The organism is Pollutimonas harenae, from assembly GCF_004153685.1.
Lineage (GTDB): Bacteria > Pseudomonadota > Gammaproteobacteria > Burkholderiales > Burkholderiaceae_B > Pusillimonas_C > Pusillimonas_C harenae.
This window is the reverse complement of sequence record NZ_SDQD01000001.1, coordinates 881,837-904,988: the sequence shown is the minus strand read 5'-3', so window position 1 is coordinate 904,988 and position 23,152 is coordinate 881,837. Positions and strand designations below refer to the sequence as shown.

Sequence of the window (23,152 nt, the reverse complement as noted above, 5' to 3'; positions counted from 1 at the left end):
GCGCATGAAGCCATCGCTGCACGCGGTGTATGGCTGGCTGCTTCTGCTGCCAGCCATCGTCCTGCTTGCCGCCTTTACACACTACCCGGCGCTGGCCACCTTGTGGAACAGCTTTTTTTCCACACCCAAGGCCAGGCGCCCGGCCGTGTTCGTGGGCATAGACAACTACCGGGCCATGACGGACGACCCGGTATTCTGGCAGGCACTATGGAACAACCTGGCCTATGCGCTGGTGACGATCCCCGTGTCGGTGGCGATTGCGCTGATCATGGCGCTTTGGGTAAACCGCCAAATAGCCGGGCGCAGCTTTTTACGCCTGGCTTACTTCACCCCTACCGTGTTGCCCATGGTGGCCGTGGCCAATATCTGGCTGTTTTTCTATACGCCGCAATACGGTCTGGTCGATCAGATTGCAGGGCTGTTCAATCTGCCCGGCATGAACTGGCTGGGCAACCGTTCCACCGCATTGCCCGCACTGATGCTAGTCACTATATGGAAAGAGTCTGGCTTCTTCATGATTTTCTACCTGGCCGCCCTGCAGCAAGTACCGCCCTCGCTGCGCGAGGCCGCCTTACTTGAAGGCGCAAGCCGTTGGCAATACTTCTGGCGCGTACTGCTGCCACTGCTGATGCCCACCACCCTATTCGTGCTGATCAACGCCCTGATCAATGCTTTCCGGCTGGTCGACCACGTGCTGGTCATGACCAAGGGCGGGCCCGACAATGCCAGCACTCTATTGCTGTTCTACATCTATGAAGTGGGCTTCAGCTATTGGGATACCTCATACGCCGCCACGCTGTCGGTTGTGCTGCTGCTGATCCTGTCGATCACCGCATTCGTCAAATTCCACTGGCTGGACCGTAGGACACATTACCAATGACGCAAAAACTCGATACCCTGGGCGCCTGGCTGCTGGGCATATTATGGTTTCTGCCGCTGGCCTATACATTGTGGGCCGCTTTCCATCCCTCGGCCTACTCCACCCAGTTCGACCTGACCGCGCCGCTGACCCTGGCTAACTTCAAGGCCGCCTGGAATGCAGCACCCTTTGCCCAATACTTCCTGAACACCTTCATATTGGTGACCATGGTGCTGGCAGCGCAGCTCGTGCTCTCTACGCTGGCCGCCTATTCGTTTGCGCGATTCACCTTCAAGGGCCGGGATCTGGTCTTCATGCTGGTGCTGCTACAGCTGATGATCATGCCCGACGTGTTGATCGTCGAAAACTATAGGCTGATGTCCTGGCTGGGCGTACGCGACACGATTTTTGCGATCGGCCTGCCTTACTTTGCCTCGGCCTTCGGCATTTTCCTGCTGCGCCAGACCTTCAAGACTGTCCCGCGTGAACTGGAAGAGGCCGCCAGGGTCGAAGGCGCCAGCCGCTGGCAGATATTGATGAAAGTCTATGTGCCGCTGGCGCGCCCTATTTATGTGGCCTACGGGCTGGTGTCCGTCAGCTATCACTGGAATAACTTCCTGTGGCCGTTGATCATCACCAACTCGGTCGAGTCACGCCCCCTGACCGTGGGTTTGCAAGTGTTCGCCTCGACTGACCAGGGCATAGACTGGTCCATTATCACGGCGGCCACGCTGCTTAGCGCCGCGCCGTTGCTGGTGGCCTTCCTGTTGTTTCAACGACAATTCGTGCAGTCGTTCATGCGGGCGGGAATACGGTAAAGGGCAAATATGAGCGCGCCCATTACGATGGGCGCAACACGGTGCAGTCGGGGCTAATGCCCAACGGACACCCTGTAAGCGCTTGCAATTGAGGAAAGTCCATACCTTCGATCATTGCCGTCACCAACAAGCCTTCCGGGAGCACTTCGATAATGGCCAGATCGGTATAAATGCGATTGACTACGCCCTTGCCGGTCAGGGGGTAGTTGCACTGCGATACGATTTTTGGCTGGCCATCCCGGGTAACGTGGTCCATGGTGACAAAGAGTTGCTTTGCGCCCGCCACCAAGTCCATGGCGCCGCCCACCGCCGGTATCGTACCCACTGCCCCGGTATCCCAATTGGCCAAATCGCCATCTTGTGATACCTGGAATGCGCCAAGCACGGTGAGGTCAAGATGACCCCCGCGCATCATGGCGAACGACACCACATGATCGGTAATCGATGACCCCGGCAACAAGCTGACAGGCTCTTTGCTGGCGTTGATCAGATCCAGATCCAGAGGAGCATCGGGATCTCCGGACCCCATACCCACGATACCGTTTTCCGTATGAAGGATGACGTCCTTATCCTTGGGCAAGTAACGCGAGATAAGGGTGGGGATGCCAATACCGAGATTGACGTAATACCCATCCGGTATGTCTTGCGCCACACGCTTGGCTATCTGCTGCCTGGTCAGTCCTTCAAGCATCTTTTTGTTCTCCCACTTGTACTACACGTTGAACAAATATGCCCGGGGTTGCAACATGCTCTGGCGCGAGGCTGCCCAACGCTGCGATCCGATCAACTTGTGCGATGGTCGTTGTCGCGGCCATCGCCATGACCGGGCCAAAATTCCGGCCGGCATAACGATATGTCAGATTGCCCCAACGGTCGCCATACTGGGCCTTCACAAAGGCAAAGTCGCCCTTCAACGGGTTCTCGAGCACATAGCCCACCCCGTCAATGACACGGGTCTCTTTGCCCTTTGCCAAGTCTGTGCCATAAGCGGTCGGCGTGAAAAAAGGCCCCATGCCGGCACCGGCAGCCCGCATTCTTTCGGCCATCGTCCCTTGAGGGACGCATTCAAGCTCGATCTCGCCTGCCCGATAACGGTCGGCAAACGCAACGGCGTTGGGTTTTAGCTTGTTCGATGAACGCGCAAAAGAACAAATCATCTTGCGCACACGCCCCGCCGCAACCAACTGGCTCAGACCTATGGGGCCATTGCCCGCATTGTTGTTCACGATCACCAGCTCCCTGGCACCTTGATCCAGCAATGCACAAATCAATTGCGTGGGAACACCCGAAGAACCAAACCCGCCTATCAACAGAGTTGCGCCATCGTGAACGTCGGCGACAGCCTCTTCCAGGCTGCCAACAGTTTTATCAAGCATCAGCACGCTCCAGAATCAGGCCATGCATCGTCATGACGCCACCTCGGTACTCAGCACCGCCGTCGACTGACTGGACAAGGTTCCACCATTGCCGTGAACCAAAGCCAGTTCAGCACCATCGACCTGACGGGCATCACATTCACCTCGCAGCTGGCGCACTGCTTCGATCAACAAGAAAATGCCGTACATACCCGGGTGCAAGCACGATAAGCCACCGCCGTTGGTATTGACAGGCAAGCGTCCGCCGGGGGCAATGGCGCCACTCTCGACAAAGGAGCCACCCTCTCCCTTTTTGCAGAATCCAAGATCCTCGAGAAAAAGCAGAGTATTGATCGTGAAGGCGTCATAAAGCTGGACAACGTCAATATCGGAAATCCCGACACCCGCCATCTCCAGCGCACGCTTGCCAGACTCGGCGGCCGCTGTCGTCGTCAGGTCGTGCATGGAAGATATCTGTCTGTTCCAGACTGCCGTCGCACTGCCCAAAACATAGACAGGCTTGCGAGCCATATCTTTGGCGCGATCGGACCGCACCAGCACATAAGCACCAGCGCCATCGGTGACCAGGCAGCAGTCACGTATGGACAATGGATCCGAGATCATGCGGGCATCCAGGACGTCTTCGATGGAAAGCGGATCACGCATCATGGCCTCCGGATTGAGCTGAGCCCATTGCCTTGCCGCAACGGCCACCTCAGCCAGTTGCCTGCGTGTCGTGCCGTATTCGTGCATATGCCGCGCCGCTGCCAACGCATACGAAGTAATGGGCGACAAGGGCGAATAGGGCTGCTCGAAGGGCTGCGGATCGAGCAAGGCGCGCGCCTTCACGCCCTCTTTGCGACCGAAGACGGCGGTGCGCTGCGTACTGCCATAGCAGACAAGCACTGCGTTGCATTGACCCGACTCGAGCGCCAGAATGGCCGGCAGAAGGTGAGCCAGAAAGCTCGAACCGCCAAGCATGGTGCTTTCTATAAATCGAGGCTTGATCCCCAGGTATTCTGCCACGGGCATGGCCCACATTGTCGCCGATGAGCTGCAAGTTGCCAGCCCATCAATATCCTGCATGCTCAGGCCTGCATCGGCTACCGCCTGGACGGCGGCCTGAGCCAGAATTTCAGCTTCAGAATAGCCATGGGCTTCGCCCAAGCCGGCTACACCTATGCCCGCTATCGCCGCTTTTGCACGAAAATCGTTAAGGGATTTCATTTCTGCCCCTCAGGAAGAAAAACAAGCATTCCTTTGTCTTGCTCATTCAGGACTTTTGCCGATACGGCCATCCCAATATGAATCGCATCCGGTGACACCCCATCGACACGACTCATCAGCCTGACACCCTCATCGAGATCGACCAAAGCAACGTTGTAGTCGCCGCCGGAATCCGGCTTACGGCGAATCACACTGAAGGAATACACCTGCCCCTTTCCACTGGGGGTAACCCATGCCAAATCCGTTGACCCGCAATGCTGGCACAGTACCCGAGGGAAAAACTGGTGCCGCTCACAAGCTTTGCACCGCTGGATCTCGAATACTCCCTCATTGAGGCGGGAGAAATACCGCGCCTGCGGGCCGGAAGTATCCGGCCCATTATTATGCTTATCCATGTTTCACCTCATTCATTTCACACTCCCCGTGCAAGCGCTACAGGGATTGAAAATCTTATAGATCCGAAAACTTGCGACCACTGCTTGCCAGTTCCTTCAACAGTGGGGCCGGCGCCCAGAGCTCACCGTGCTCCGCATGAAAGCGTTCGATAGTTGCCAGCACCTGCGGCAATCCGACGGTATCGGCATAAAACATCGGGCCGCCCCTGAAGACTGGGAAGCCATAACCCGCGACATAGATCACGTCGATATCCGATGATCTTTGTGCGATACCCTCTTCAAGAATGCGCGCACCCTCATTGACCAACGCGTACATCGTGCGCTGGATGATTTCTTCATCGCTGATGTCACGCCGCTCGATACCGGAGGCCTGGGCGCACTCCTTGATGAGTTCGTCTATCACCGGGTCTGGCACGGGATTGCGGCTCCCCTCTTCATAACGATAGAAGCCCGCCCCGGTCTTTTGTCCCAACCGGCCCATCTCGCAGATCCGGTCGGCAACACGGCTATAGCGAATATGCGCCGGACGCGTCGGGGCCATGCGCTTGCGCGCGGCCCAACTGATATCAAGGCCCGCCATATCGCCCATGCGCAAAGGGCCCATAGCCATGCCAAAACGCTGCAAGGCGCCGTCGACCTGCTCGGGCGATGCTCCCTCTTCGAGCAGGAAGTGGGCTTCACGCGTATATGGGCTGACCATGCGGTTGCCTACAAAACCATCGCAGACCCCTACCAGCACAGGAGTTTTTCCGATCTTTCTGGCGAGGCTGAACAACGATGCAATGGCAGTGCGATTTGTTTGCACACCCTGCACGACTTCCAGTAAGCGCATCACGTTGGCCGGGCTAAAAAAATGCGTCCCTATCACCTGGCCGGGACGGGAAGTCGCAGCCGCCAGCTCATTGATATCCAACCTGGAGGTGTTCGAAGCCAGGATCGCGTCAGGCCTGCATAGTGCATCGAGGCGCTCGAAAATTTCCCTTTTGACCGCCATGTCCTCGAACGCAGCCTCAATCACCAGATCGACATCGGACAGCTCCTGGTAATCGACCGCTCGCCTGATCAGTGCCAGGCGTTGTTCCATTTGAGGCTGATCAAGTTTCTTGCGCGACACACTGGCCGAATAGTTATTTTTTATTATTTCCCAGCCACGGTCCAATGCGGCCTGATCACGATCGAGCAAGACAACAGGTATGCCTGCATTTGCCAAGCTCATCGCTATGCCGCCACCCATCGTACCGGCACCCACGACACCAACATGGTTGATCGGTTCGGGCTTTACATCGGCGTCGGGCAGCTTCATGGCCGACCGCTCCGCAAAGAAAATATGCCGCTGAGCTTTGGACTGGTCGCCATTCACCAGCACCTGGAAGCGCTGGCGCTCAAACTCGAGACCTTCATCAAGACTGGTCGTAAGTGTTTTTTCTAAGCAGGCGATGCATTCAAGCGGGGCCACGCAGCCGCGATAACGCCTGCCTGCTTTCTGGCGTGCCTGTTCGAAGATTTCAGGATTTTTGGGTGCCGCCACTGCGGCGGGATTCAATCTGCGAATCCCGTCCTCACTTCCAGCAACTTGCAAGCCCAGCAAGCAGGCCTTCGTCACCAGGTCATCTTGTGCAATTTGGTCAACCAGACCACAGCGCAAACCCTGGTCCGCATTGATTGCATCCCCGCTTGCAATGATCTCCAGCGCCGCTTCCACTCCTATCAGCCTGGGTAGGCGCTGAGTCCCGCCGGCACCAGGCAATACGCCCAGTTTGACCTCTGGCAAGCCTAGCGTGGCCTTATCCACTGCAACGCGGTAGTGGCAACCAAGTGCCAGCTCAAGCCCTCCCCCTAGCGCGATACCGTTAATGGCCGCCACGGTTGGCTTGGGTGAGCTTTCCAGCTTATTGATAATATCCCTCAACACTGGCTCTCGCAGCGTTAACGGCGTGTTGAATTCACGGATGTCGGCACCGCCAGAGAAGAACCGCCCGGCCCCAGTCAGGACGATGGCCAGCACATCCGTATCAGCAATCGCCTCGTCCAACGCCTTACCCAAGGCGGCCCGTACCGCACTGCCCAGGCCATTGACCGGCGGATTCTGGATAGACAGAACAGCCACCTGCCCTCCGGGGAAAACCTCGATCTGCTTGCTGATCATGGCTAGCTGCCCAGATCAATAATGACTTGGCCTTCCTCAACCTCATCGTCGACCGAGATCGCAATACGAGCCACCCTACCGTCGTAGTCCGAGCTGACCGGAATTTCCATTTTCATAGACTCGATGGTGGCCACGTCGTCGCCGGCATGGACGGTATCGCCCACTTTTACAAGTACGGCCAGTACACGACCGGTTACGGTTGCTTCAATCTGATCCATCATTTGCTCCTTGCTATAGCTATAGTTTGTCATGTACTGCTTTCAGCCAACATCCGCTGAACAATTTCGGTCGACAGTACAGCGCGGTCAAAGTCCTGGTCTGCGAGGACGCGCTGTATAAACGGGATGTTTGTCTTGAGGCCAGAAATCGTGAAGGCGTGTAAGGCCACAGAAAGTAGCCGAATGGCTTCGTCCCGGGTATCCGCCTTCGCAATCACCTTGGCGATCAGGGGATCGTAGTAGCTTGAAATACGTGATCCCTGCTGATAGCCCGTTTCGATGCGCACACCGTCCATGCACGGCGGCGTGAACTCCTTCAGTACTCCAGGCGATGGAATAAAACGCACGGGATCTTCCGCGTAAATCCGCGCCTCCAGCGCATGGCCTTCAAGACTCACCGTCTTCGGCACCACCTTGTCAATTTGCTCGCCGGCAGCCAGCCGGATTTGCGCCTTCACCAGATCGATACCCGTGACCTCTTCTGTTACTGCATGCTCCACTTGCAACCGGGTATTCACCTCAAGAAATGAGAAGCCCCTCTCTGGCGTATACAGCATCTCCACTGTTCCGATTACGTCATACCGCAACGCGGCAAGTATGCTCTCAAGTTGGGTAGCCATCGCGGCAATAAGCGTCCGATCCAGAGACGGGGCCGGCGCTTCCTCAAGCACTTTCTGGTGGCGCCTCTGGGTGGAACAATCACGCTCGTAGATACAGCGCACGCCGCCGTACTTGTCGGCAAGAAACTGGAACTCTATGTGCCTTGGCGACTGGATGAATGGCTCAAGGTACAAATCCGTACGACCAAAGCTGCGTTCCGAGATGGACCTGGCTCGCGGCCATTCTGTTTCAATCTGGTCGGCCGACAGCAAAGGCAACATGCCTATGCCTCCACCACCCGACGCCGGCTTTATCAGCAAGGGGTACCCCAACTGCTCAGCGGCATGACGCACTTCATTCAGGTCGTCGCCCAGGACGATGCTGCTATCGACCATGGGCATGCCCGCCGCGCGCATCGTATCCCGCGCCTGCGTCTTGTGACCCAACATTTGTATCAAGTCTGGGGAGGGGCCAATAAAGCAAATACCGGCATCCTGGACCGCACGGGCAAAGCCTGCATTTTCAGACAGGAATCCGTAACCGGGATGCAAGGCATCGACCCGGTATTTACGAGCGGCTTCCAGTATGGCTTGCTGGTTCAGATAACTTTGCAAAGCTGCGGCCGGTCCAATGCATTCAATAAAGTCTGCCTCCTGCAAATAGGGCAAATCCTTATCCGCCTCGGAATAGACCGCGACAGACTCAAGGCCCAGCTCACGTATTGCGCGTATTACTCTGCGGGCAATGGCACCCCGATTGGCGACCAATATACGTTTCACTGCTGCTGTTGTTGTCATGATCACGGCCTATAGCCAAAACTACGAGCACCCGTCTTGCGCAAAGGTATTACCACGTCGATAAACTCTTCAAGCAGGAAACGTGTTTGTGCCGGATCGATAATATCCTCGACAACGAATGCCTCGGCACTACGAAACGGTGAAGTTAGCGACTGAACCCGCTCTTCAATTTCGGCTCGTTTCGCGTCGGGGTCGTCCGCCTCTTCAATCTCGCGTTTATAGGCCACCTCTAGGCCTCCCTCAATGGGAAGCGAACCCCATCGCGCTGAAGGCCAGGCATAGCGAAAATTAAACCGCCCGTCGCTTTGATGACCACCGGCCGCCACACCAAAGGCTTTCCGAATAATGAAGGTGCACCACGGAACTGTGGTTTGGGCCACTGCCGTCAGTGCACGTACGCCATAGCGCATGGCCCCCTCTTGTTCAGCGTTCAACCCTATCTGGAATCCAGGCACATCGACAAGATTGACCACTGGAAGGTGGAAGGTTTCAGCCAAGTCAAGCATGCGTACAAATTTCTCGGAGGCTTGTTTATCCCAGGCACCGCCATAGTGATAAGGATCGCTGGCAAACAACACTACAGGCCATCCATTGATTCGAGCCAGGCCAACAATCAGGGATCTTCCCCATTTGCTGCCGATCTCCATGAACGAGCCCTCATCCACCAGACACTCAATTATGGGCCGCATTTTGTAGACCCGGCGCGACTCGGCAGGCACCGCCGAGCGCAGCCAGTCATAATCATCTGACTTTGGCGCTATGGGCTCAGCGCGTGGGGGCAGCTCATCAACTGAACGAGGCAGGTACGAGAGGAAACACCGCGCCCGTGCGAAAGCCTGCTCTTCACTGGCAGCCTCATCATCGACCACTCCATTGCGAGCGTGAATTCCGCTTCCGCCCAGCTCATTCTTATCAAGCACTTGGCCTATGCGCGCCACAACGGGAGGGCCAGCGATGAACAACTGGGAGGTATTCTTGATCATGATGGAATAATGACTGGTGGCGACGCGCGCTGCACCCAGTCCCGCCACCGACCCCAAGGCGAGTGATACAACGGGCACGGTTGCCAGATTCTGTGTCATGGCCGGCCACATCCGTAGCTTGGGCAACAACGCATAACCCTGGTTTTCGATATTCTTTACAGAACCACCGCCGCCCGTCCCGTCGACCATGCGGATCAGTGGCAGCTTGAGGTCAAGAGCCATACGTTCCGAGGCCATCAACTTGTCGCCTACCGCGCCGTCATTCGCCCCACCGCGTACCGTGAAGTCGTCAGCTGCCAAAACCACCGGCCTGCCGTCTATCCGCGCACGCCCTGTAAGGAAGTTCGAAGGAGTGAAGTCGACGAGATGGCCGTGCTCGTCATATTCTCCATTACCGCTCAGCGCGCCAACCTCTTGGAAAGAACCTTCATCCACCAGGCGGTCGATGCGTTCCCGCACCGGCAATCTGCCTTTTGCGCGGTGGCGTTCAACCTTTTCAGGTCCACCCATTTTTTGTGCCAGCTGCTTGCGACGCTCAAGCTCATCCAGCTCTTTTTGCCAAGACATCCCTTACTCCCGAATCTACCTGTACGGACCGGCGATCACCATCACTGATTAGATGGTCGACGCCGGCACCAACCAATAACTACTGACTGATCTTTATATTTGCCCGTTTGATCAGATCGCCATTCTGCTTGAGCTCGGTATCGATCTTCTTATAAAAATCTTCTGGGCTTTGCGTAAGCACATTACCTTGCATCATCAGTTTCTTCTGAATTTCAGGGTCGCGCGTAACGGCGGCGATTTCTTTGTTCAGAAGCTCAACAACCTCTTTGGGTGTTCCATCCGGTGCAAAGGTACCAACCCAGAACGAGATATCGAAATCCGGATAACCCTGCTCGGCAACAGTCGGCACGTCAGGCAGATCACGCCAGCGTTCTTTGGTTGAAATGGCCAACGGCTTCAGCTTGCCTGATTTCATCAGCGGGACACCTGAAAGGGTATCAAAACCATAATAGATGTCACTGGCCAGCAATGCGGCTTCCATTGGCGCGGCGCCACGATAAGGCACATGCACCATATCGGTCTTGGACATCGTCGCCAGCTGCGCCCCGGCCAAATGCATCAGGTTGCCGTTACCGGCGGAACCATAGGTAACCGTACCAGGGTTTTTGTGGGCCAGATCGACCAGGTCTTTCAAGGACGAAATCGACGCCGTATTTGGATTGTCTGGATTGACAGCCAGAACGAAAGGCACCGATACCACTGTGGAGATGGGCGCGAAGTCCTTTAATGGATGGTATTGCAGATCGGAGTACAGCAATGGATTTACCGTGATTGAGCTTGAGTTGCTCACCAACAGGGTATAGCCATCAGGCTTTGCCTGAGCCACCGTACGGGCGGCAATCATGCCATTGGCGCCCGTTTTATTATCAATAACGAAGGTGGCCCCCATGCGTTTGGACAATCCTTCGCCAATAATGCGGGCAACCGTATCAATAGTGCTGCCCGGACTGAATCCCACGACCAACTTTACGGGCTGGCTAGGATACTCACTGCCGTATGCGAGCGTGCTCGCTCCAGCCAGTGCAGCTAAAGCACTTGCCGCTACCAGTTTTCCAAACACCTTCATATCAACCTCCTGTTGTAGTGCCGTTCGTCATATGTATTGACGTGTCATACCGTTCTGCTTAACAGAACGATTATTCTATTTTATAAGTCATTACACAAAACTGTCAATGAAAGGACGAGGTTTCAAGCCAGAGATTGGGGCCAGAACAGGTTGCGTAAACACATATTGACACTGCAAACATCGTATTATTAGAATGTTCTTTCAAAAAGAATACATGTTCTATCAGAAAGAACCAGATCATAAACAGGAGACAAGCATGACAGTGGCACCCACCGCGAGCGGCATGCAGCTGGCGCAGCGCTTCGCACAGCGTGCACAGGGTTATGTCCGCCGCCGGCCGTTCAATGCAACCGTACTTGTCCAATTCGGCGAGCACGAACGATTGCTGCGCATTCAAAACGGTCAAGTACTTGACGTGCAAGAAGTCATCGCTCCGCTCACCTCCTGGGATTTCGCCATTCGCGCCAGCGCCGATGCGTGGTCACGCTTCTGGCAGCCCGTGCCCCAACCCGACAGCCACGACATCTTCGCATTGGCCAAGCAGGGCGAACTGCGCATAGAAGGAAACCTGCAGCCCCTGATGGCCAACCTCCAGTACATCAAGGACGTGTTGGCCCTGGGCAGGGAGACAGCATGAACACACCCTTCGAACCGATTACGGGCCGCTATCTGTCGTTTGACATCGCTGGCAAGCGCTGTCGTGTTTATGTCGAGGAGGCAGGAGCCGGCATACCTCTGGTCTGCCTGCATACCGCCGGGGCCGACAACCGCCAGTATCGCCACATGCTGTGCGACCCGGACATCACCAGCAAATTCCGTGTACTGGCTTTCGACATGCCCTGGCATGGCAAGTCATATCCGCCCGAAGGCTGGCAAGACACCGAATACCAGCTGACCACCGAGCTTTATGTGGAAACCATTCTGTCGTTCTGCCAGGCGCTTGAGCTTGATGCCCCTGTACTCATCGGGTGCTCCATCGGCGGGCGCATCGTGCTGCAGTTGGCGAACGACCATGGCAAGCAGTTTCGCGCCCTGATCGGCGTCGAAAGCGCCGATTACCAACAGCCCTGGTACGACACTCAATGGCTGCATCGCGGCGATGTACATGGCGGTGAAGTGTGCGCAGCACTTGTATCTGGCCTGGTGGCACCTCAGTCGCCCGCGCTGCACCGGCATGAAACCTTGTGGCAATACATGCAGGGCGGACCAGGCATTTTTCGGGGCGATCTTTACTTCTATCGTACCGACAGCGACCTGCGCGGCAAGCTGAACAATATAAATACCCAAAGCTGCCCGCTCTATCTATTGACCGGCGAATACGATTTTTCATGCTCGCCCGCCGACACGCTACGCACGGCGGAAGCCATACCCGGCGCCCAAGTCACCATCATGCGCGAGCTTGGCCATTTTCCCATGAGCGAGAACCCGCAACAGTTCCGCCAATACATCCTGCCAGTCCTGAACGAGATCCATACTGGCACCTCACTACCTCCGGTCTGAACCGGATTTCCCAGGAGACAACAACATGAAATTCACACCTATCGCCGCACTACTCGCCTGCCTGGCGGTTCCGCTTTCTGTTTCCGCACAAGAAACGCTCAACATCGGCGCTTTGGTCACGCTGTCGGGCGCCGGCGCCGCCTGGGGCCAGGGCATGAAGAACGCAGCCGAAATCGCTGCTGACGAGGTCAATGAAAAAGGCGGGCTGGAAGTCGGCGGCAAACAGTACAAGGTCAATGTCATCGCCTACGACGACAAGTATCAGGCCAATGAGGCAGTCACGGTGGCCAATCGCCTTGTGTTCGAAGACAAGGTCCAGTACATCGTCGGCCCGGTGGGATCGGCACCGGTATTGGCCATACAGCCCATTACCGAAAAAAACAAAGTCATCGTCATGACCTTGGGCTTTACCTCAAAGGCCCTGCAGCAAGACAAGCCATTTACCTTCCGGCCCAACATCACCACCGCCGAGGTTTCCCAACCGCAAATCGACTGGATCGTGAAGACCCAGGACGTCAAGAAGGTCGGCGCACTTTTCCCCAACGATGAAACAGGCCAGCAAATTGCCACTGACTTGAAGGCCGCCTACAAACATGCCGGGGCCGACTTGGCCGCTGTCGAATTCTTCGAACGTGATCGCGTCGACTTTGTTCCCTTGCTGACACGCATGCTGGCCCGCGGCATCCAGGCCATCGAGCTCGATGGCAATTCGCCCACCACTGCGGGCCTGATCGTCAAGCAAGCCCGCGAGATCGGCTTTACCGGCACGATCATCCGCACCGGCGGCCCTGCAACTCAGGAAATTGTGAACGTCGCCGGGGTTGATGCCACCGAAGGCATGTTTGTTCACACGCCTATCGACCCGGAACTGGCCTCGACCAAGGCCTATGCGGAACGCTATGCAGCCAAGTACAACAGCCCCATGAACGGCTTCAGCCCCGCCTTCTACGACGGCACTCGTATGCTGTTCGAAGCCATGAGGCGCGCCGGCACAGTCACAGACACCGACAAAGTAAGGATCGAGCTCGAAAAAATCACCGACTTCGACGGTTCGCTGGGCAAGTTGAACTGGACAGGCGAGGAAATGTACGGCAGCAATCACCAACTGAACGCACCGTTCTATGTGGCCGAGGTCAAGGCCGGAAAAGAGGTCATACGCGCACGCTGCACGGTTAGTGGCTGCGAATAAGCACAAGGATACATCGTGGACTGGAGCATTCTGATTGCGCAAGCGACGGTGAATGGGCTGATTGTCGGCCTGCTTTACCTTCTTATGGCCGTAGGCTTCACGCTGGTATTCGGTGTGATGCGCATGGTGAACTTCGCCCACGGCGAGTTCTACATGCTGGGCGCCTTCGGGGCCTACTTCCTGACCGCCGGGCTGGGCCTGCCCTTTCTACCCGCGCTGGCCATCACCTTCGTGGGCGCCGTGCTTTTCGGCGCGGTAGTCGAGTGGGCGGTGCTCAAGCCTTTTCGTCACGACGAGCTCAATGGCATGATCGCCACCATTGGCCTGGCCATGATTCTGCAAAACCTGGCACTGATGTTCTTTGGTCCCGACCCCTTATCCATGCCATCGGTCGCGCAGGGCGCCACCCGATTCGGCAAAATCGCCATCCCCACCTCGCGCATCTATGTCGTGGTATTCGCCTTGGCGGTACTCGCCCTGCTCTATACCTTTCTGAAGCACTCCCGGCCTGGCCGGGCATTGCGTGCCGTCGTCGAGGACTTCGAGATTGCTTCCATCCAGGGCATACGGTCACGCATCTATTACCCGATTGGCTTCGGCATAGGTGTAGGGTTGGCCGCCGTGGCAGGCGCGCTCATGGCACCCCTGTTCTCGGTATCACCCTTCGTGGGCGCAGCGCCTCTGCTGAAGGCTTTTATCGTTGTCATCCTGGGCGGCCTGGGCAGCATCCCGGGCGCAGCGGTCGCGGGACTGGCGCTAGGATTGCTCGAAAGTTACAGCAGTCTGTTTTTCAGCAGCAGCACGGCCGACATGCTGATTTTCATGATCGTCATTGTAATGCTGGTAGTCCGCCCCAAAGGCTTGCTCGGCCAAGGAGAAGCCTGAGATGCAAACCACACACATGACTACACGCTCCACTCCGCAGCGTACAGGACTGCGGGTACTTTGTTTTGTCGCGCTGGCCGTCATTGCACTCATTCCCTGGTTCTCCAGCCAGTTCGTACTGCACTTGGCGGTGCTGGCGGCACTCAATGTACTGGTCGTCAATGGCTTGGCGCTCGTCAGCCGCTCCGGCCAGCTCTCGCTGGGGCATGCCGCCTTCATGGCCATAGGGGCTTATGTGGGTGTCTTGGCCAGCCAGCACATGGGCCTGGCATTCTGGAGCTCCGCGCTGGCGGGCACCGTTATCACGGCTATCGTCGCCTTGCTGCTGGGCTGGGTCATCCTGCGCCTGAAGGGGGTCTATTTTGTACTCGTCACCTTCGCATTCGGTGAGCTGATACGACTGGTATTGCTGGATTTCTCCGGCATCACAGGCGGCGCCAATGGTATTACCGGTATCGCCGCGGCGGAATTCCTGGGCATAGTGTTCGATACGCGCGCCAAGTTCTACGGACTGGCACTTGTCGTAGCGCTATTGTCGGTGCTGATCATGCACAGCCTGTTCCGCTCGCCCCTGGGGCATGCCATCGACTCGGTCGCCGATAATCCGGGCCTGGCTGAATCCACCGGCTTGAGCGTACATCGTTTGCAGGTTTTCGCCTTTGTGGGTGGATGTGCCATGGCCGCCTTCGGCGGCAACTTGCTGGCACGCTATATCGGTTATATCTCGCCCGAATCCTTCAATACCAGCATTTCCATAGGACTCATCATCATGCTGGTCATTGGCGGGCGCCAGTCAACCTGGGGTCCGCTGGTGGCCGCCATTGTGCTTACGCCTTTGCCGGAACTTTTTCGGGGCGCCGTCCAGACCCAACATATTTTTTATGGCGCGGCACTCATTCTTATTCTGCGCTTTCTACCCGGTGGCCTGGCAGCCTTGCCCGATACCTTGTGCCGCCTTGTTACCCGGAGGAACTCATGAGCCAGGATCTGCTTGTTATCCATGGACTGACGCGCCGCTTCGGCGGCTTGATGGCTTTGCACGACCTCGGCTTCTCCGTCCAAGAAGGTGAAATCGTCGGCCTGATCGGCCCCAACGGCGCTGGCAAAACCACTGCATTCAATGTCATTACCGGTACCCTCCCACCCTCCGGGGGCAAGGTTCATTTCGACGGACGAGACATTTCTGGCGGGCCTCCCAGCCGCGTGGTGGCGCACGGCCTGGCGCGCACCTTCCAGTCGACATCCACTTATCCCAACGAGTCCGTGGCCGAGAATATTTATCGTGGACTGCTGTCCCGCATTTCCGGCTCGGCGGTCGGCCTGCTGACAGGCCGGCGCCATCGTACACTGAGCCCTCAAGCCATTTCCGCCGAAATCGATGAGATTCTGCGTGTGACCGATTTGCAGGCCTGGCGCGAGGCGGCGGCAGGCAGCCTGCCTTATGGTTTGCAGAAAAAGCTGGGGATCGCCGTTGCGCTGGCCACCCAGCCACGCATGCTGCTGCTCGATGAGCCGGCCGCTGGCCTGAACCATGAAGAATGCAAGGACCTTACACAATTGCTGCGCCGACTGCGTGACGACGGCCTGACACTGCTGCTGGTCGAACACCACATGGCCCTGGTCATGGAGCTATGCCACCGGATTGTGGTGCTGGTTCAGGGCGAGAAGATCGCCGAAGGCACCCCTGAGTACATTCGCGAGCACCCCGCCGTGATCGAAGCCTATTTGGGAGCGCCCGATTATGCCCATGCTTGATATTCAGGACCTGACCGTATCCTACGGACCGCTGGAGGCCGTGCGCAATATCAGCTTCAGTGTGGAAGCGGGCAGCATCGCGGCACTCATAGGATCGAACGGCGCCGGCAAAAGCACAACGCTCAAGTCCATTATTGGTTTGGTTCCGGCCGCCCGGGGCCGTATTCTTCTTGATGATCAGGACATCACCCGGCAAGGGTCGGCCACACGCGTGCATGCAGGTATTGCGCTGTCACCCGAAGGCCGGCGCCTGTTTGGACGTATGTCAGTGCAAGAAAATCTGATGGTGGGGGCCCATGGCGTGAAATCGAGCCAGGTCATCGGCCGCACGCTCGACGAGATCTACAGCCTGTTCCCCCGCGTTAAAGAAAGACGCCGCCAGTTGGCCGGTTCGCTTTCGGGCGGCGAGCAGCAAATGGTCGCCATCGGACGTGCATTGATGGCCAACCCGCGATTGCTAATGCTGGATGAGCCATCGCTGGGTATTGCTCCAAAAATCGTGGCGGAAATCGCCGGCGCAATCGAGCGCATCAATCAGGACAAGCAAATAACGATTATTCTGGTGGAGCAGAACGCGCGCCTGGCCTTGCGCTTGTCGAATCAGGCCTATGCGTTGGAGCATGGCGAAATCATCCGCAGCGGCAAAGGTGCCGAGTTGCTCGCCGATCCTGTAATACAGAAAGCCTATCTTGGAGTATGACCATGCAGCACAGTGATGCCAATGCCACCGACCTGCCAGAATACGAGGTCTACGCCTTGCGATATGCCCGCATGTCGCGGACACGCCGCGACAATTTTCTAGGCGGGGATCCGCACGATGGACCCATGCCCATGGACTTCTTCGTATGGCTGCTGCGTTCAAGCGAGCACCTGCTGCTGGTCGACACCGGCTTCAGCGCAGCAACGGCAGCCAAGCGCAAGCGCGAAATGATACGCTGCCCGATCGAGGCCCTGTCCAGCCTGGGTGTCGATGCCGCCCAAGTCAGTGATGTCATCCTGACCCATCTGCACTACGATCATGCGGGCAATCTCGACAAGCTTCCGAATGCCCGTTTTCATGTGCAGGATGCCGAGCTTGAGTATGCCACCGGCCGATGCATGTGCTTCGAGCCGCTGCGGCATGCTTACTCAGTCGATGACGTCGTCACGCTGGTACGCAGTGTGTATGACGACAGGGTGGTGTTCCATGATGGCAATCAAACCATCGCGCCGGGCGTCAGCCTGCTGAAAATAGGCGGCCACACCAAGGGCCTGCAGTCCGTGCGGGTACATACGGCACGAGGGTGGGTAGTGCTGGCATCGGATGCCTCACATTATTACGAGAACATGGAAAGGCACAGGCCTTTTCCCATTGTTCACAATGTGGCCGACATGTTGTCGGGCTACGCCCGCCTTTCTACGGCGGCAGACAGCCCCGACCACATCGTGCCTGGACATGACCCCATGGTCATGGAGCGTTATCCGCTATATCGTCCGGATGATCCGGACACCGTCGTGCTGCATGAGGCGCCCGGATTATCAGAAGCTTAGGCCCTAGTCGACCCGTGCACCAGAGGCTTTGACGGCCTTGGCCCACTGAGCTGACTCTTTCTTGACCAGCTTCTGGAAATCATCGGGGCCGATGTTCACGATCTCGGCGCCCATGGCTTCCAGGCGCTGGGTGAACTCGGGCGCCGCCACCACTTTGTGGGATGCCTTGAAAAGCGTTTGCGGTACTTCCGCAGGCAGGTCTTTGGGACCAAACAGTCCAAACCAGGTCGCCGCGTTGAAGCCTTTCAGGCCAGCCTCAGTCATGGTCGGCACGTCTGGGATCGCTGGGATACGCGCAGGGTTGGCAACCGCCAGGGCGTTCAGCTTGCCTGCCTGTATGTGGGGCAGCGCTGCCGACAAGGTCACAAAGGCCGATTGCACCTGTCCAGCCAGCAAGTCATTAAGCATGGGTGCGTCGCCACGGTATGGAATATGTAGCAGATGGGTGCCTGTGCGCTCCTTGAACAGTACCTGCGTGAGGTGCTGGGGCGAGCCATTGCCTGGTGAACCAACTGTTACGCCTTCCGGCTGCTTTTTTGCAAACTCAATGTATTCGGCCAGAGTCGATACCTTGAGCGACGGTGCGGTGACCAGCACGATGGGAATACGCGCAACCAGGGTAATCGGCGTGAAGTCTGCAATCGGATCGTAAGTCAGGTTTTTGTACAGGCTGCCGCTGATGGTGTGGGCGGCCGTAGTCATGTACAGCGTATAGCCGTCGTTCTTTTTGCGCGCCACTTCGGCCGCAGCCAACGTCGTACCCGCGCCAGGCTTGTTGACCGCAACAATCGTCTGCCCCAATTCTTTGGACACATCAGTAGCGACCAGGCGAGCTATCACATCAGTGGCACCACCCGCTGCATACGGCACGATGAGTTCGATGGGCTTGCTGGGGTATTCGGCCGCCAGGCTGGAGGCGCTGAGCATGGCGCAGCTGACGCCGGCCAGAGTTGTGAGCTTTTTAAGATCCACTTGTCCTTCCTTGTTGGGTGCCCTTGATAGCCGGGCACTTCATATTAACCATAGTTCTTTTAGACAGAACGATCGTTCTAATCATGAGCCATTCTCGCTGATTTCAATTTGGCTTGTCAACGCCTTTGAAACTTTCCGATGGAGATTTTTTCTTGACATCCCTCATATCGTTATCGATAATAAAATAGAACAAATGGTCCGTCTAACAGAACATTTAAGCAGAACAACCTCTACCCCATTCTCACCCGGAGCTATTCAACATGTCGCAACAGCCGAATCAAGATCCCAAACCCATATTGATAAATGGCGAATGGGTATCGGGCGCGGCCGAGTCCTTCGACTCGATCAATCCCGCAAACGGGAAAGTGAACTATCGACTGCCCATCGCTACGCAGGCGCAAGTCGACGCAGCAGCAGCCGCCGCCAAGGCGGCCGCCGCCCAGCCCGCATGGCGTAACATGCTGCCTCATGCACGGGCCCAGTTGCTGATGCGCATGGCCGACCTGATTGTTGAGCATGGCGACGAGTTCGCACGCCTGCAGATGCAGGAGAACGGTAAGGTGTGGGCCGAATGCAAGGCGCAGGCAGCCAGTGCCGCCAGTACCTTCCGTTATTACGCGGCAGTGTGCGAAACACTGGGCTCCGAGGTGACCCCATCACGCGGCAACTATCTGTCCATGACGGCCTACGAACCGTATGGCGTCGTCGCCGCCATCACACCCTGGAACTCTCCGTTGACCATGGAGGCCCAGAAAGTCGCGCCCGCGCTGGCCGCCGGTAATGCCGTCATTCTCAAGCCGTCCGAAGTCACGCCTTCACCCGCTTTGCTGCTTGGAAAAATCGGCCTGGAAGCCGGCCTGCCTCCTGGCATTCTGAATGTGCTGACCGGCGATGGCGCCGTGACCGGCAAGGCCCTGGTCCAACATCGCGATGTACGCATGGTGTCGTTTACCGGCGGAACGGCAACCGGACGCAGCATAGGCATGATAGCGGCCGAGCGCCTTATTCCTGTGGCGCTGGAGCTGGGCGGTAAATCGCCGCATATTGTTTTTGAAGATGCCAATCTTGAAGCTGCGGTCGAGAACATCATGGGCGGTATTTTTGAAGGCAGCGGACAATCATGCGTCGCGGGGTCGAGGCTGTTCGTACAACGCAGTGTGCACGACAAGCTGCTTGATCTGCTGGTCAAACGCGCCAGCGCCATCAAGGTAGATCAGCCCGAAGCCGCGGGCGCCCAAATGGGTCCCATCGCCAGCTTCATGCACCGGGACCGCATCGAACAATTCGTGGCAACGGCCAAGGCCGAAGGCGGCCAGATCGCTCTGGGCGGCAAACGTCCGGACGGCGCTCAATATGAAAACGGCGCCTACTTCCTGCCCACCATTATTACCGGCCTGAACAATCAAGCCACCGCCGTCCGTGAAGAAATTTTCGGGCCGGTGTTGTGTGTATTGCCTTTCGACGACGAGGCCGATCTCATCGCCCAGGCCAATGACAGCGTGTACGGCCTGGCCTCCGGTATCTGGACGGCCAACTACCAACGTGCCTGGCGCGTTGCCCGCGCCTTGGAAACGGGCCTGGTCTGGATCAATACCTACAAACAGCTCTCCATCTCGACACCCTTCGGCGGCTTCAAAGACAGCGGCCTGGGCCGGGAAAAAGGTATTGGCGGCTTGCGGCTGTATCAGCAAAGCAAAGGCATCTACTGGAGCATGGACCCCAACAACATGGGCTGAGCGCCAAACGCCTGCACCACTGAAAAAAGCCACACTGCAACAAACGAAACGGATCAAAGGAAACACGTCATGTCATTAGTCCTCAAAGTCATCGGCTTCATTGGTACCGGCGTCATGGGAGAACCCATCTGCCGCCACCTCGCCACCAAAAGCGGATTGAAAGTCCTGGCTTACGATCACGATACCGCCCCCCTGCGGCGCCTGGCCGAACACGGCGTCCAGACAGCGACCGCAGACGAGATTTCGGCCCAGGCCGATGTCATCTTCATGTCTTTGCCTTCGGGTGCAATCGTAGAAAAAGTCGTCATGGGCGAGCAGAACAACGGCCTGCTGGCCAAAGGCCGCAGCGGACAGCTCATCGTCGACCTCAGCACTTCCCCGGTAGACCTCAGTCGCCGAATCGCCGCTGAACTGACCAAACGCGACATGCGCTTTGCCGATGCGCCTGTCATGCGCACGCGCAGTGCCGCTGAAGCCGGCACCCTGGCTGTACCCGTCGGCGCCGACGACGACGTTTTCACCAGCATCAAGCCTTTGCTCGATACCTTTTCCTCGGATGTCACGCACGTTGGCGGTATCGGTGCGGGGCAAGTCGTCAAAATCCTGAATAATATGGTCTTGTATGAAACTGTTCTGGCGCTCAGCGAAGCACGCGCGATAGGCGCGCGCGCCGGCGTGGATCCCGATCGTTTGTTTTCAGCCATGTCCACCGGTTCAGCCGACAGCTTTGCCTTGCGCAACCATGGCATGAAGGCCATCGCTCCGCAGAATTTTCCTGAAAAAGCCTTCCCCGTTTCTTATGCCAAGAAAGACTTGCTGTACGCGGTGGGCCTGGCCGATCAGGTAGGTGTGGACGCCACCGGTGCAAAAAACCTGGTGGCTTGCTTTGACCAAGCGATCGCCGCAGGCCATGGCGACAAATACGCGCCAGCCATCTCCCTTGTTTTCGAAGGAAAATAAACGCCGGCTCCCCACCGTCCGCAGCCTGGCAAGGTCGAGTCCCGTGTACCTGCGGGTCCTGGCCCTGACCAGGCAATATGGCATAATCCACTCACCATTAACCTTCCGCCTGCCTCATGAGCCCCTCTACTGTTCAGGAAGGCGACGGCGTTGCCGCCGTCGACCGCGCCCTGCTCATCGTCGATGTCATCGCGCAACGCGGCGAACCCATCACTCTGGCCGATTTATCCCGTGCCACGGGCTTCTATAAAAGCACACTGCTGCGCCTTATTGCTTCGCTCGAAAGAGCCTCTTTGGTCATTCGCCGCAGCGATGGCCGCTATGCATTGGGTTCCTATGCACACCAACTGGGGCGTTGTTACGAGGCTGCCTACAGGCTGTCGGAAGTCGTACAGCCCGTGCTCGAAGAGTTAGTCGACAAGGGCAGTGAAAGCGGTTCCTTCCATACCTATCACGACGCCAAATCGCGCATATGCCTGTTGCGCGTGGATTCGCATCATTCGACGCTGGATCGCATACGCGTAGGAGACCTTTTACCGCTCGACAGAGGAGCAGCCGGCAAGCTGATCACGCTGTATGACAAGGGCGTTTCCACCTTATCCGACAACGATTTGCTGGCCATATCAATGGGCGAACGCGACCCGAACTGCGCGGCCGTAGCCAGCCCCGTATTTGGCCCGGACAACGAATTTTGCGGCGCCATTTCGCTTTCGGGGCCTAAAGAACGCTTTACTCCGGCGGCCGTAAAAAAAATGTCGCGCATGGTGACGCAAGCGGCCGAAAAGGCCACCATCACGTTGGGCGGTCGCTGGCCCAGCAGGCGTTAGACACTAGCCTTCATTAGAAACCCACTACCAGGCCAGGCAGGTCGACGGTAATGCGCGGTTTTTGCAACGCCCTTGCGGCATGGCTGGCAAATTCCTGAAACTGCCCGGCATCTTGCGCGAGCTGGGCATGGCCCAAGGCATCAGCCACACCCAGGATTTTGTCCAGCAATAGAACCTTGCCGCTAGGGCGCAGAGGCTCGCAGCCCAGCCTGACCCAGGTCGCATCAAACCATTCGCTGGCAGCCTGTGCGCCCGTGCTGTCGGACTCGACATCGACGCTGGTTTCGAGCGACTGACGGCTGTTGAACACCACCGTGACCACACTACGCATAAAGCTCCCCTTGGTATGCACTGAAACGATTATGTGCTTTTACCATGACGGAGCCGGCTCCCAGATGACATCGGCGTCGTGATCGCGCGACAGGCGCAACATGGCCAGCAAGGGGAAGGCGCGGCGCCGGAAGCTGACCGGCTCTGAAATAGGGTGCTTCTTGGAGTCGTTTTCATCTTCGTCGTCGGGATATTCGTCGGCTTCGGTATTGGCCGAAATAGCCTGTTCTATACCCTTGATGGCGGCCTCTAGGTGATCGCGGGTAATCACGCCCCGTTCTGGAAGCGTATCGGTGTAGGGTTTTCCGGCAGCCTTGAGTATGGGCAGTGCATGATGTGAAAACATCAGTACTTCTGCTGCGGCTTTAGAGTGAAAGACTATAAGCATTTCGGTTTCCCTCAATAGACACATCCATACACTACCCTAACTTGAGAAA

At 57.2% G+C, this 23,152-nt stretch carries 25 protein-coding genes and 1 pseudogene; 14 read left to right on the top strand and 12 right to left on the bottom strand.

Annotated features, from left to right (window positions below; translation table 11 throughout):
* Positions 1 to 4: 4 nt before the first annotated feature.
* Together ERD84_RS04230 and ERD84_RS04225 are read left to right on the top strand one after the other, a co-directional pair.
* Entirely contained in the window at positions 5 to 880 is an 876-nt protein-coding gene (locus tag ERD84_RS04230; protein ID WP_130038356.1) for a carbohydrate ABC transporter permease, read from the top strand.
* Entirely contained in the window at positions 877 to 1,677 is an 801-nt protein-coding gene (locus ERD84_RS04225) for a carbohydrate ABC transporter permease (RefSeq protein WP_130038355.1), read from the top strand. Before ERD84_RS04230 ends, ERD84_RS04225 begins: the two co-directional genes overlap by 4 nt.
* A gap of 22 nt (positions 1,678 to 1,699) precedes the next feature.
* On the opposite strand, the gene ERD84_RS04220 is transcribed toward ERD84_RS04225, so the two are convergent.
* The 9 genes from ERD84_RS04220 to ERD84_RS04180 form a co-directional block, all read right to left on the bottom strand.
* Positions 1,700 to 2,368: a 3-oxoacid CoA-transferase subunit B gene (locus tag ERD84_RS04220; protein ID WP_130038354.1), complete on the bottom strand. Its 669-nt coding sequence runs from the start codon at positions 2,366 to 2,368 to the stop codon at positions 1,700 to 1,702.
* The gene (locus ERD84_RS04215) at positions 2,361 to 3,053 is read right to left on the bottom strand and encodes a 3-oxoacid CoA-transferase subunit A (protein ID WP_130038353.1); all 693 of its coding nucleotides are present in this window, start codon (positions 3,051 to 3,053) and stop codon (positions 2,361 to 2,363) included. The genes ERD84_RS04220 and ERD84_RS04215 overlap by 8 nt, the downstream gene beginning before the upstream one ends.
* 30 nt (positions 3,054 to 3,083) lie before the next feature.
* A complete protein-coding gene (locus tag ERD84_RS04210) occupies positions 3,084 to 4,259 on the bottom strand; it encodes a thiolase (RefSeq protein ID WP_130038352.1) in 1,176 nt (391 codons plus the stop codon).
* Positions 4,256 to 4,654 carry a Zn-ribbon domain-containing OB-fold protein gene (locus tag ERD84_RS04205; RefSeq protein WP_130038351.1) on the bottom strand — a complete coding sequence of 133 codons (399 nt, stop codon included), beginning with the start codon at positions 4,652 to 4,654 and terminating at the stop codon, positions 4,256 to 4,258. The genes ERD84_RS04210 and ERD84_RS04205 overlap by 4 nt, the downstream gene beginning before the upstream one ends.
* A 55-nt stretch (positions 4,655 to 4,709) precedes the next feature.
* The gene (locus ERD84_RS04200) at positions 4,710 to 6,800 is read right to left on the bottom strand and encodes a 3-hydroxyacyl-CoA dehydrogenase NAD-binding domain-containing protein (protein WP_130038350.1); all 2,091 of its coding nucleotides are present in this window, start codon (positions 6,798 to 6,800) and stop codon (positions 4,710 to 4,712) included.
* A 2-nt stretch (positions 6,801 to 6,802) separates the two neighbouring features.
* Complete coding sequence (locus tag ERD84_RS04195) at positions 6,803 to 7,051, bottom strand: acyl-CoA carboxylase biotin carboxyl carrier protein subunit (RefSeq protein WP_245150608.1); 249 nt, start codon at positions 7,049 to 7,051, stop codon at positions 6,803 to 6,805.
* Positions 7,048 to 8,415 carry an acetyl-CoA carboxylase biotin carboxylase subunit gene (locus ERD84_RS04190; protein WP_130038349.1) on the bottom strand — a complete coding sequence of 456 codons (1,368 nt, stop codon included), beginning with the start codon at positions 8,413 to 8,415 and terminating at the stop codon, positions 7,048 to 7,050. The genes ERD84_RS04195 and ERD84_RS04190 overlap by 4 nt, the downstream gene beginning before the upstream one ends.
* A 2-nt stretch (positions 8,416 to 8,417) precedes the next feature.
* Positions 8,418 to 9,965 carry an acyl-CoA carboxylase subunit beta gene (locus ERD84_RS04185; RefSeq protein WP_130038348.1) on the bottom strand — a complete coding sequence of 516 codons (1,548 nt, stop codon included), beginning with the start codon at positions 9,963 to 9,965 and terminating at the stop codon, positions 8,418 to 8,420.
* 79 nt (positions 9,966 to 10,044) lie between these two features.
* A complete protein-coding gene (locus tag ERD84_RS04180) occupies positions 10,045 to 11,031 on the bottom strand; it encodes a Bug family tripartite tricarboxylate transporter substrate binding protein (protein WP_130038347.1) in 987 nt (328 codons plus the stop codon).
* 256 nt (positions 11,032 to 11,287) lie between these two features.
* Here ERD84_RS04180 and ERD84_RS04175 point away from each other — a divergent pair, with 256 nt between their 5' ends.
* From ERD84_RS04175 to ERD84_RS04140, 8 genes are read left to right on the top strand one after another with little or no spacing between them, the layout of a single operon-like run.
* Positions 11,288 to 11,668, top strand: coding sequence for a hypothetical protein (locus ERD84_RS04175; RefSeq protein ID WP_130038346.1), 381 nt, complete (start codon positions 11,288 to 11,290; stop codon positions 11,666 to 11,668).
* Positions 11,665 to 12,531, top strand: coding sequence for an alpha/beta fold hydrolase (locus ERD84_RS04170; RefSeq protein WP_130038345.1), 867 nt, complete (start codon positions 11,665 to 11,667; stop codon positions 12,529 to 12,531). The genes ERD84_RS04175 and ERD84_RS04170 overlap by 4 nt, the downstream gene beginning before the upstream one ends.
* A gap of 25 nt (positions 12,532 to 12,556) precedes the next feature.
* A complete protein-coding gene (locus ERD84_RS04165; RefSeq protein ID WP_130038344.1) occupies positions 12,557 to 13,720 on the top strand; it encodes an ABC transporter substrate-binding protein in 1,164 nt (387 codons plus the stop codon).
* 15 nt (positions 13,721 to 13,735) lie between these two features.
* The gene (locus tag ERD84_RS04160) at positions 13,736 to 14,605 is read left to right on the top strand and encodes a branched-chain amino acid ABC transporter permease (protein ID WP_130038343.1); all 870 of its coding nucleotides are present in this window, start codon (positions 13,736 to 13,738) and stop codon (positions 14,603 to 14,605) included.
* Position 14,606: 1 nt separating this feature from the next.
* The gene (locus ERD84_RS04155; RefSeq protein ID WP_245150607.1) at positions 14,607 to 15,584 is read left to right on the top strand and encodes a branched-chain amino acid ABC transporter permease; all 978 of its coding nucleotides are present in this window, start codon (positions 14,607 to 14,609) and stop codon (positions 15,582 to 15,584) included.
* Positions 15,581 to 16,360 carry an ABC transporter ATP-binding protein gene (locus ERD84_RS04150; protein WP_130038342.1) on the top strand — a complete coding sequence of 260 codons (780 nt, stop codon included), beginning with the start codon at positions 15,581 to 15,583 and terminating at the stop codon, positions 16,358 to 16,360. The genes ERD84_RS04155 and ERD84_RS04150 overlap by 4 nt, the downstream gene beginning before the upstream one ends.
* Positions 16,347 to 17,060, top strand: a complete 714-nt coding sequence (locus tag ERD84_RS04145; protein WP_180001914.1) for an ABC transporter ATP-binding protein — start codon at positions 16,347 to 16,349, stop codon at positions 17,058 to 17,060. Before ERD84_RS04150 ends, ERD84_RS04145 begins: the two co-directional genes overlap by 14 nt.
* A 2-nt stretch (positions 17,061 to 17,062) precedes the next feature.
* The gene (locus tag ERD84_RS04140) at positions 17,063 to 17,890 is read left to right on the top strand and encodes an N-acyl homoserine lactonase family protein (RefSeq protein ID WP_130038340.1); all 828 of its coding nucleotides are present in this window, start codon (positions 17,063 to 17,065) and stop codon (positions 17,888 to 17,890) included.
* Positions 17,891 to 17,893: 3 nt separating this feature from the next.
* Here the strand turns inward: ERD84_RS04140 and ERD84_RS04135 are convergent, their stop codons facing one another.
* Entirely contained in the window at positions 17,894 to 18,862 is a 969-nt protein-coding gene (locus ERD84_RS04135) for a Bug family tripartite tricarboxylate transporter substrate binding protein (protein ID WP_245150606.1), read from the bottom strand.
* Positions 18,863 to 19,122: 260 nt separating this feature from the next.
* Between ERD84_RS04135 and ERD84_RS04130 the strand changes: the two genes are divergently transcribed.
* The 4 genes and pseudogenes from ERD84_RS04130 (at position 19,123) to ERD84_RS04120 (ending at position 22,385) form a co-directional block, all read left to right on the top strand.
* On the top strand, positions 19,123 to 20,598 hold the full coding sequence (locus ERD84_RS04130) for an aldehyde dehydrogenase (protein WP_130038339.1): 1,476 nt from the start codon (positions 19,123 to 19,125) through the stop codon (positions 20,596 to 20,598).
* Between the two features lie 57 nt (positions 20,599 to 20,655).
* Positions 20,656 to 21,159, top strand: a pseudogene (locus ERD84_RS16085) (NAD(P)-dependent oxidoreductase); the annotation flags it as partial.
* Positions 21,133 to 21,558 carry an NAD-binding protein gene (locus ERD84_RS16080; RefSeq protein ID WP_257215230.1) on the top strand — a complete coding sequence of 142 codons (426 nt, stop codon included), beginning with the start codon at positions 21,133 to 21,135 and terminating at the stop codon, positions 21,556 to 21,558. The pseudogene ERD84_RS16085 and the gene ERD84_RS16080, both read left to right, overlap by 27 nt.
* 116 nt (positions 21,559 to 21,674) lie before the next feature.
* Positions 21,675 to 22,385: an IclR family transcriptional regulator gene (locus tag ERD84_RS04120; RefSeq protein ID WP_130038337.1), complete on the top strand. Its 711-nt coding sequence runs from the start codon at positions 21,675 to 21,677 to the stop codon at positions 22,383 to 22,385.
* 13 nt (positions 22,386 to 22,398) lie between these two features.
* Here ERD84_RS04120 and ERD84_RS04115 read toward each other — a convergent pair whose 3' ends face one another.
* Positions 22,399 to 22,716 (bottom strand): hypothetical protein, encoded by a 318-nt coding sequence (locus ERD84_RS04115; protein ID WP_130038336.1) that lies wholly within the window; start codon positions 22,714 to 22,716, stop codon positions 22,399 to 22,401.
* 39 nt (positions 22,717 to 22,755) lie between these two features.
* Positions 22,756 to 23,103 (bottom strand): DUF1840 domain-containing protein, encoded by a 348-nt coding sequence (locus tag ERD84_RS04110; protein ID WP_130038335.1) that lies wholly within the window; start codon positions 23,101 to 23,103, stop codon positions 22,756 to 22,758.
* Between the last annotated feature and the right edge of the window lie 49 nt (positions 23,104 to 23,152).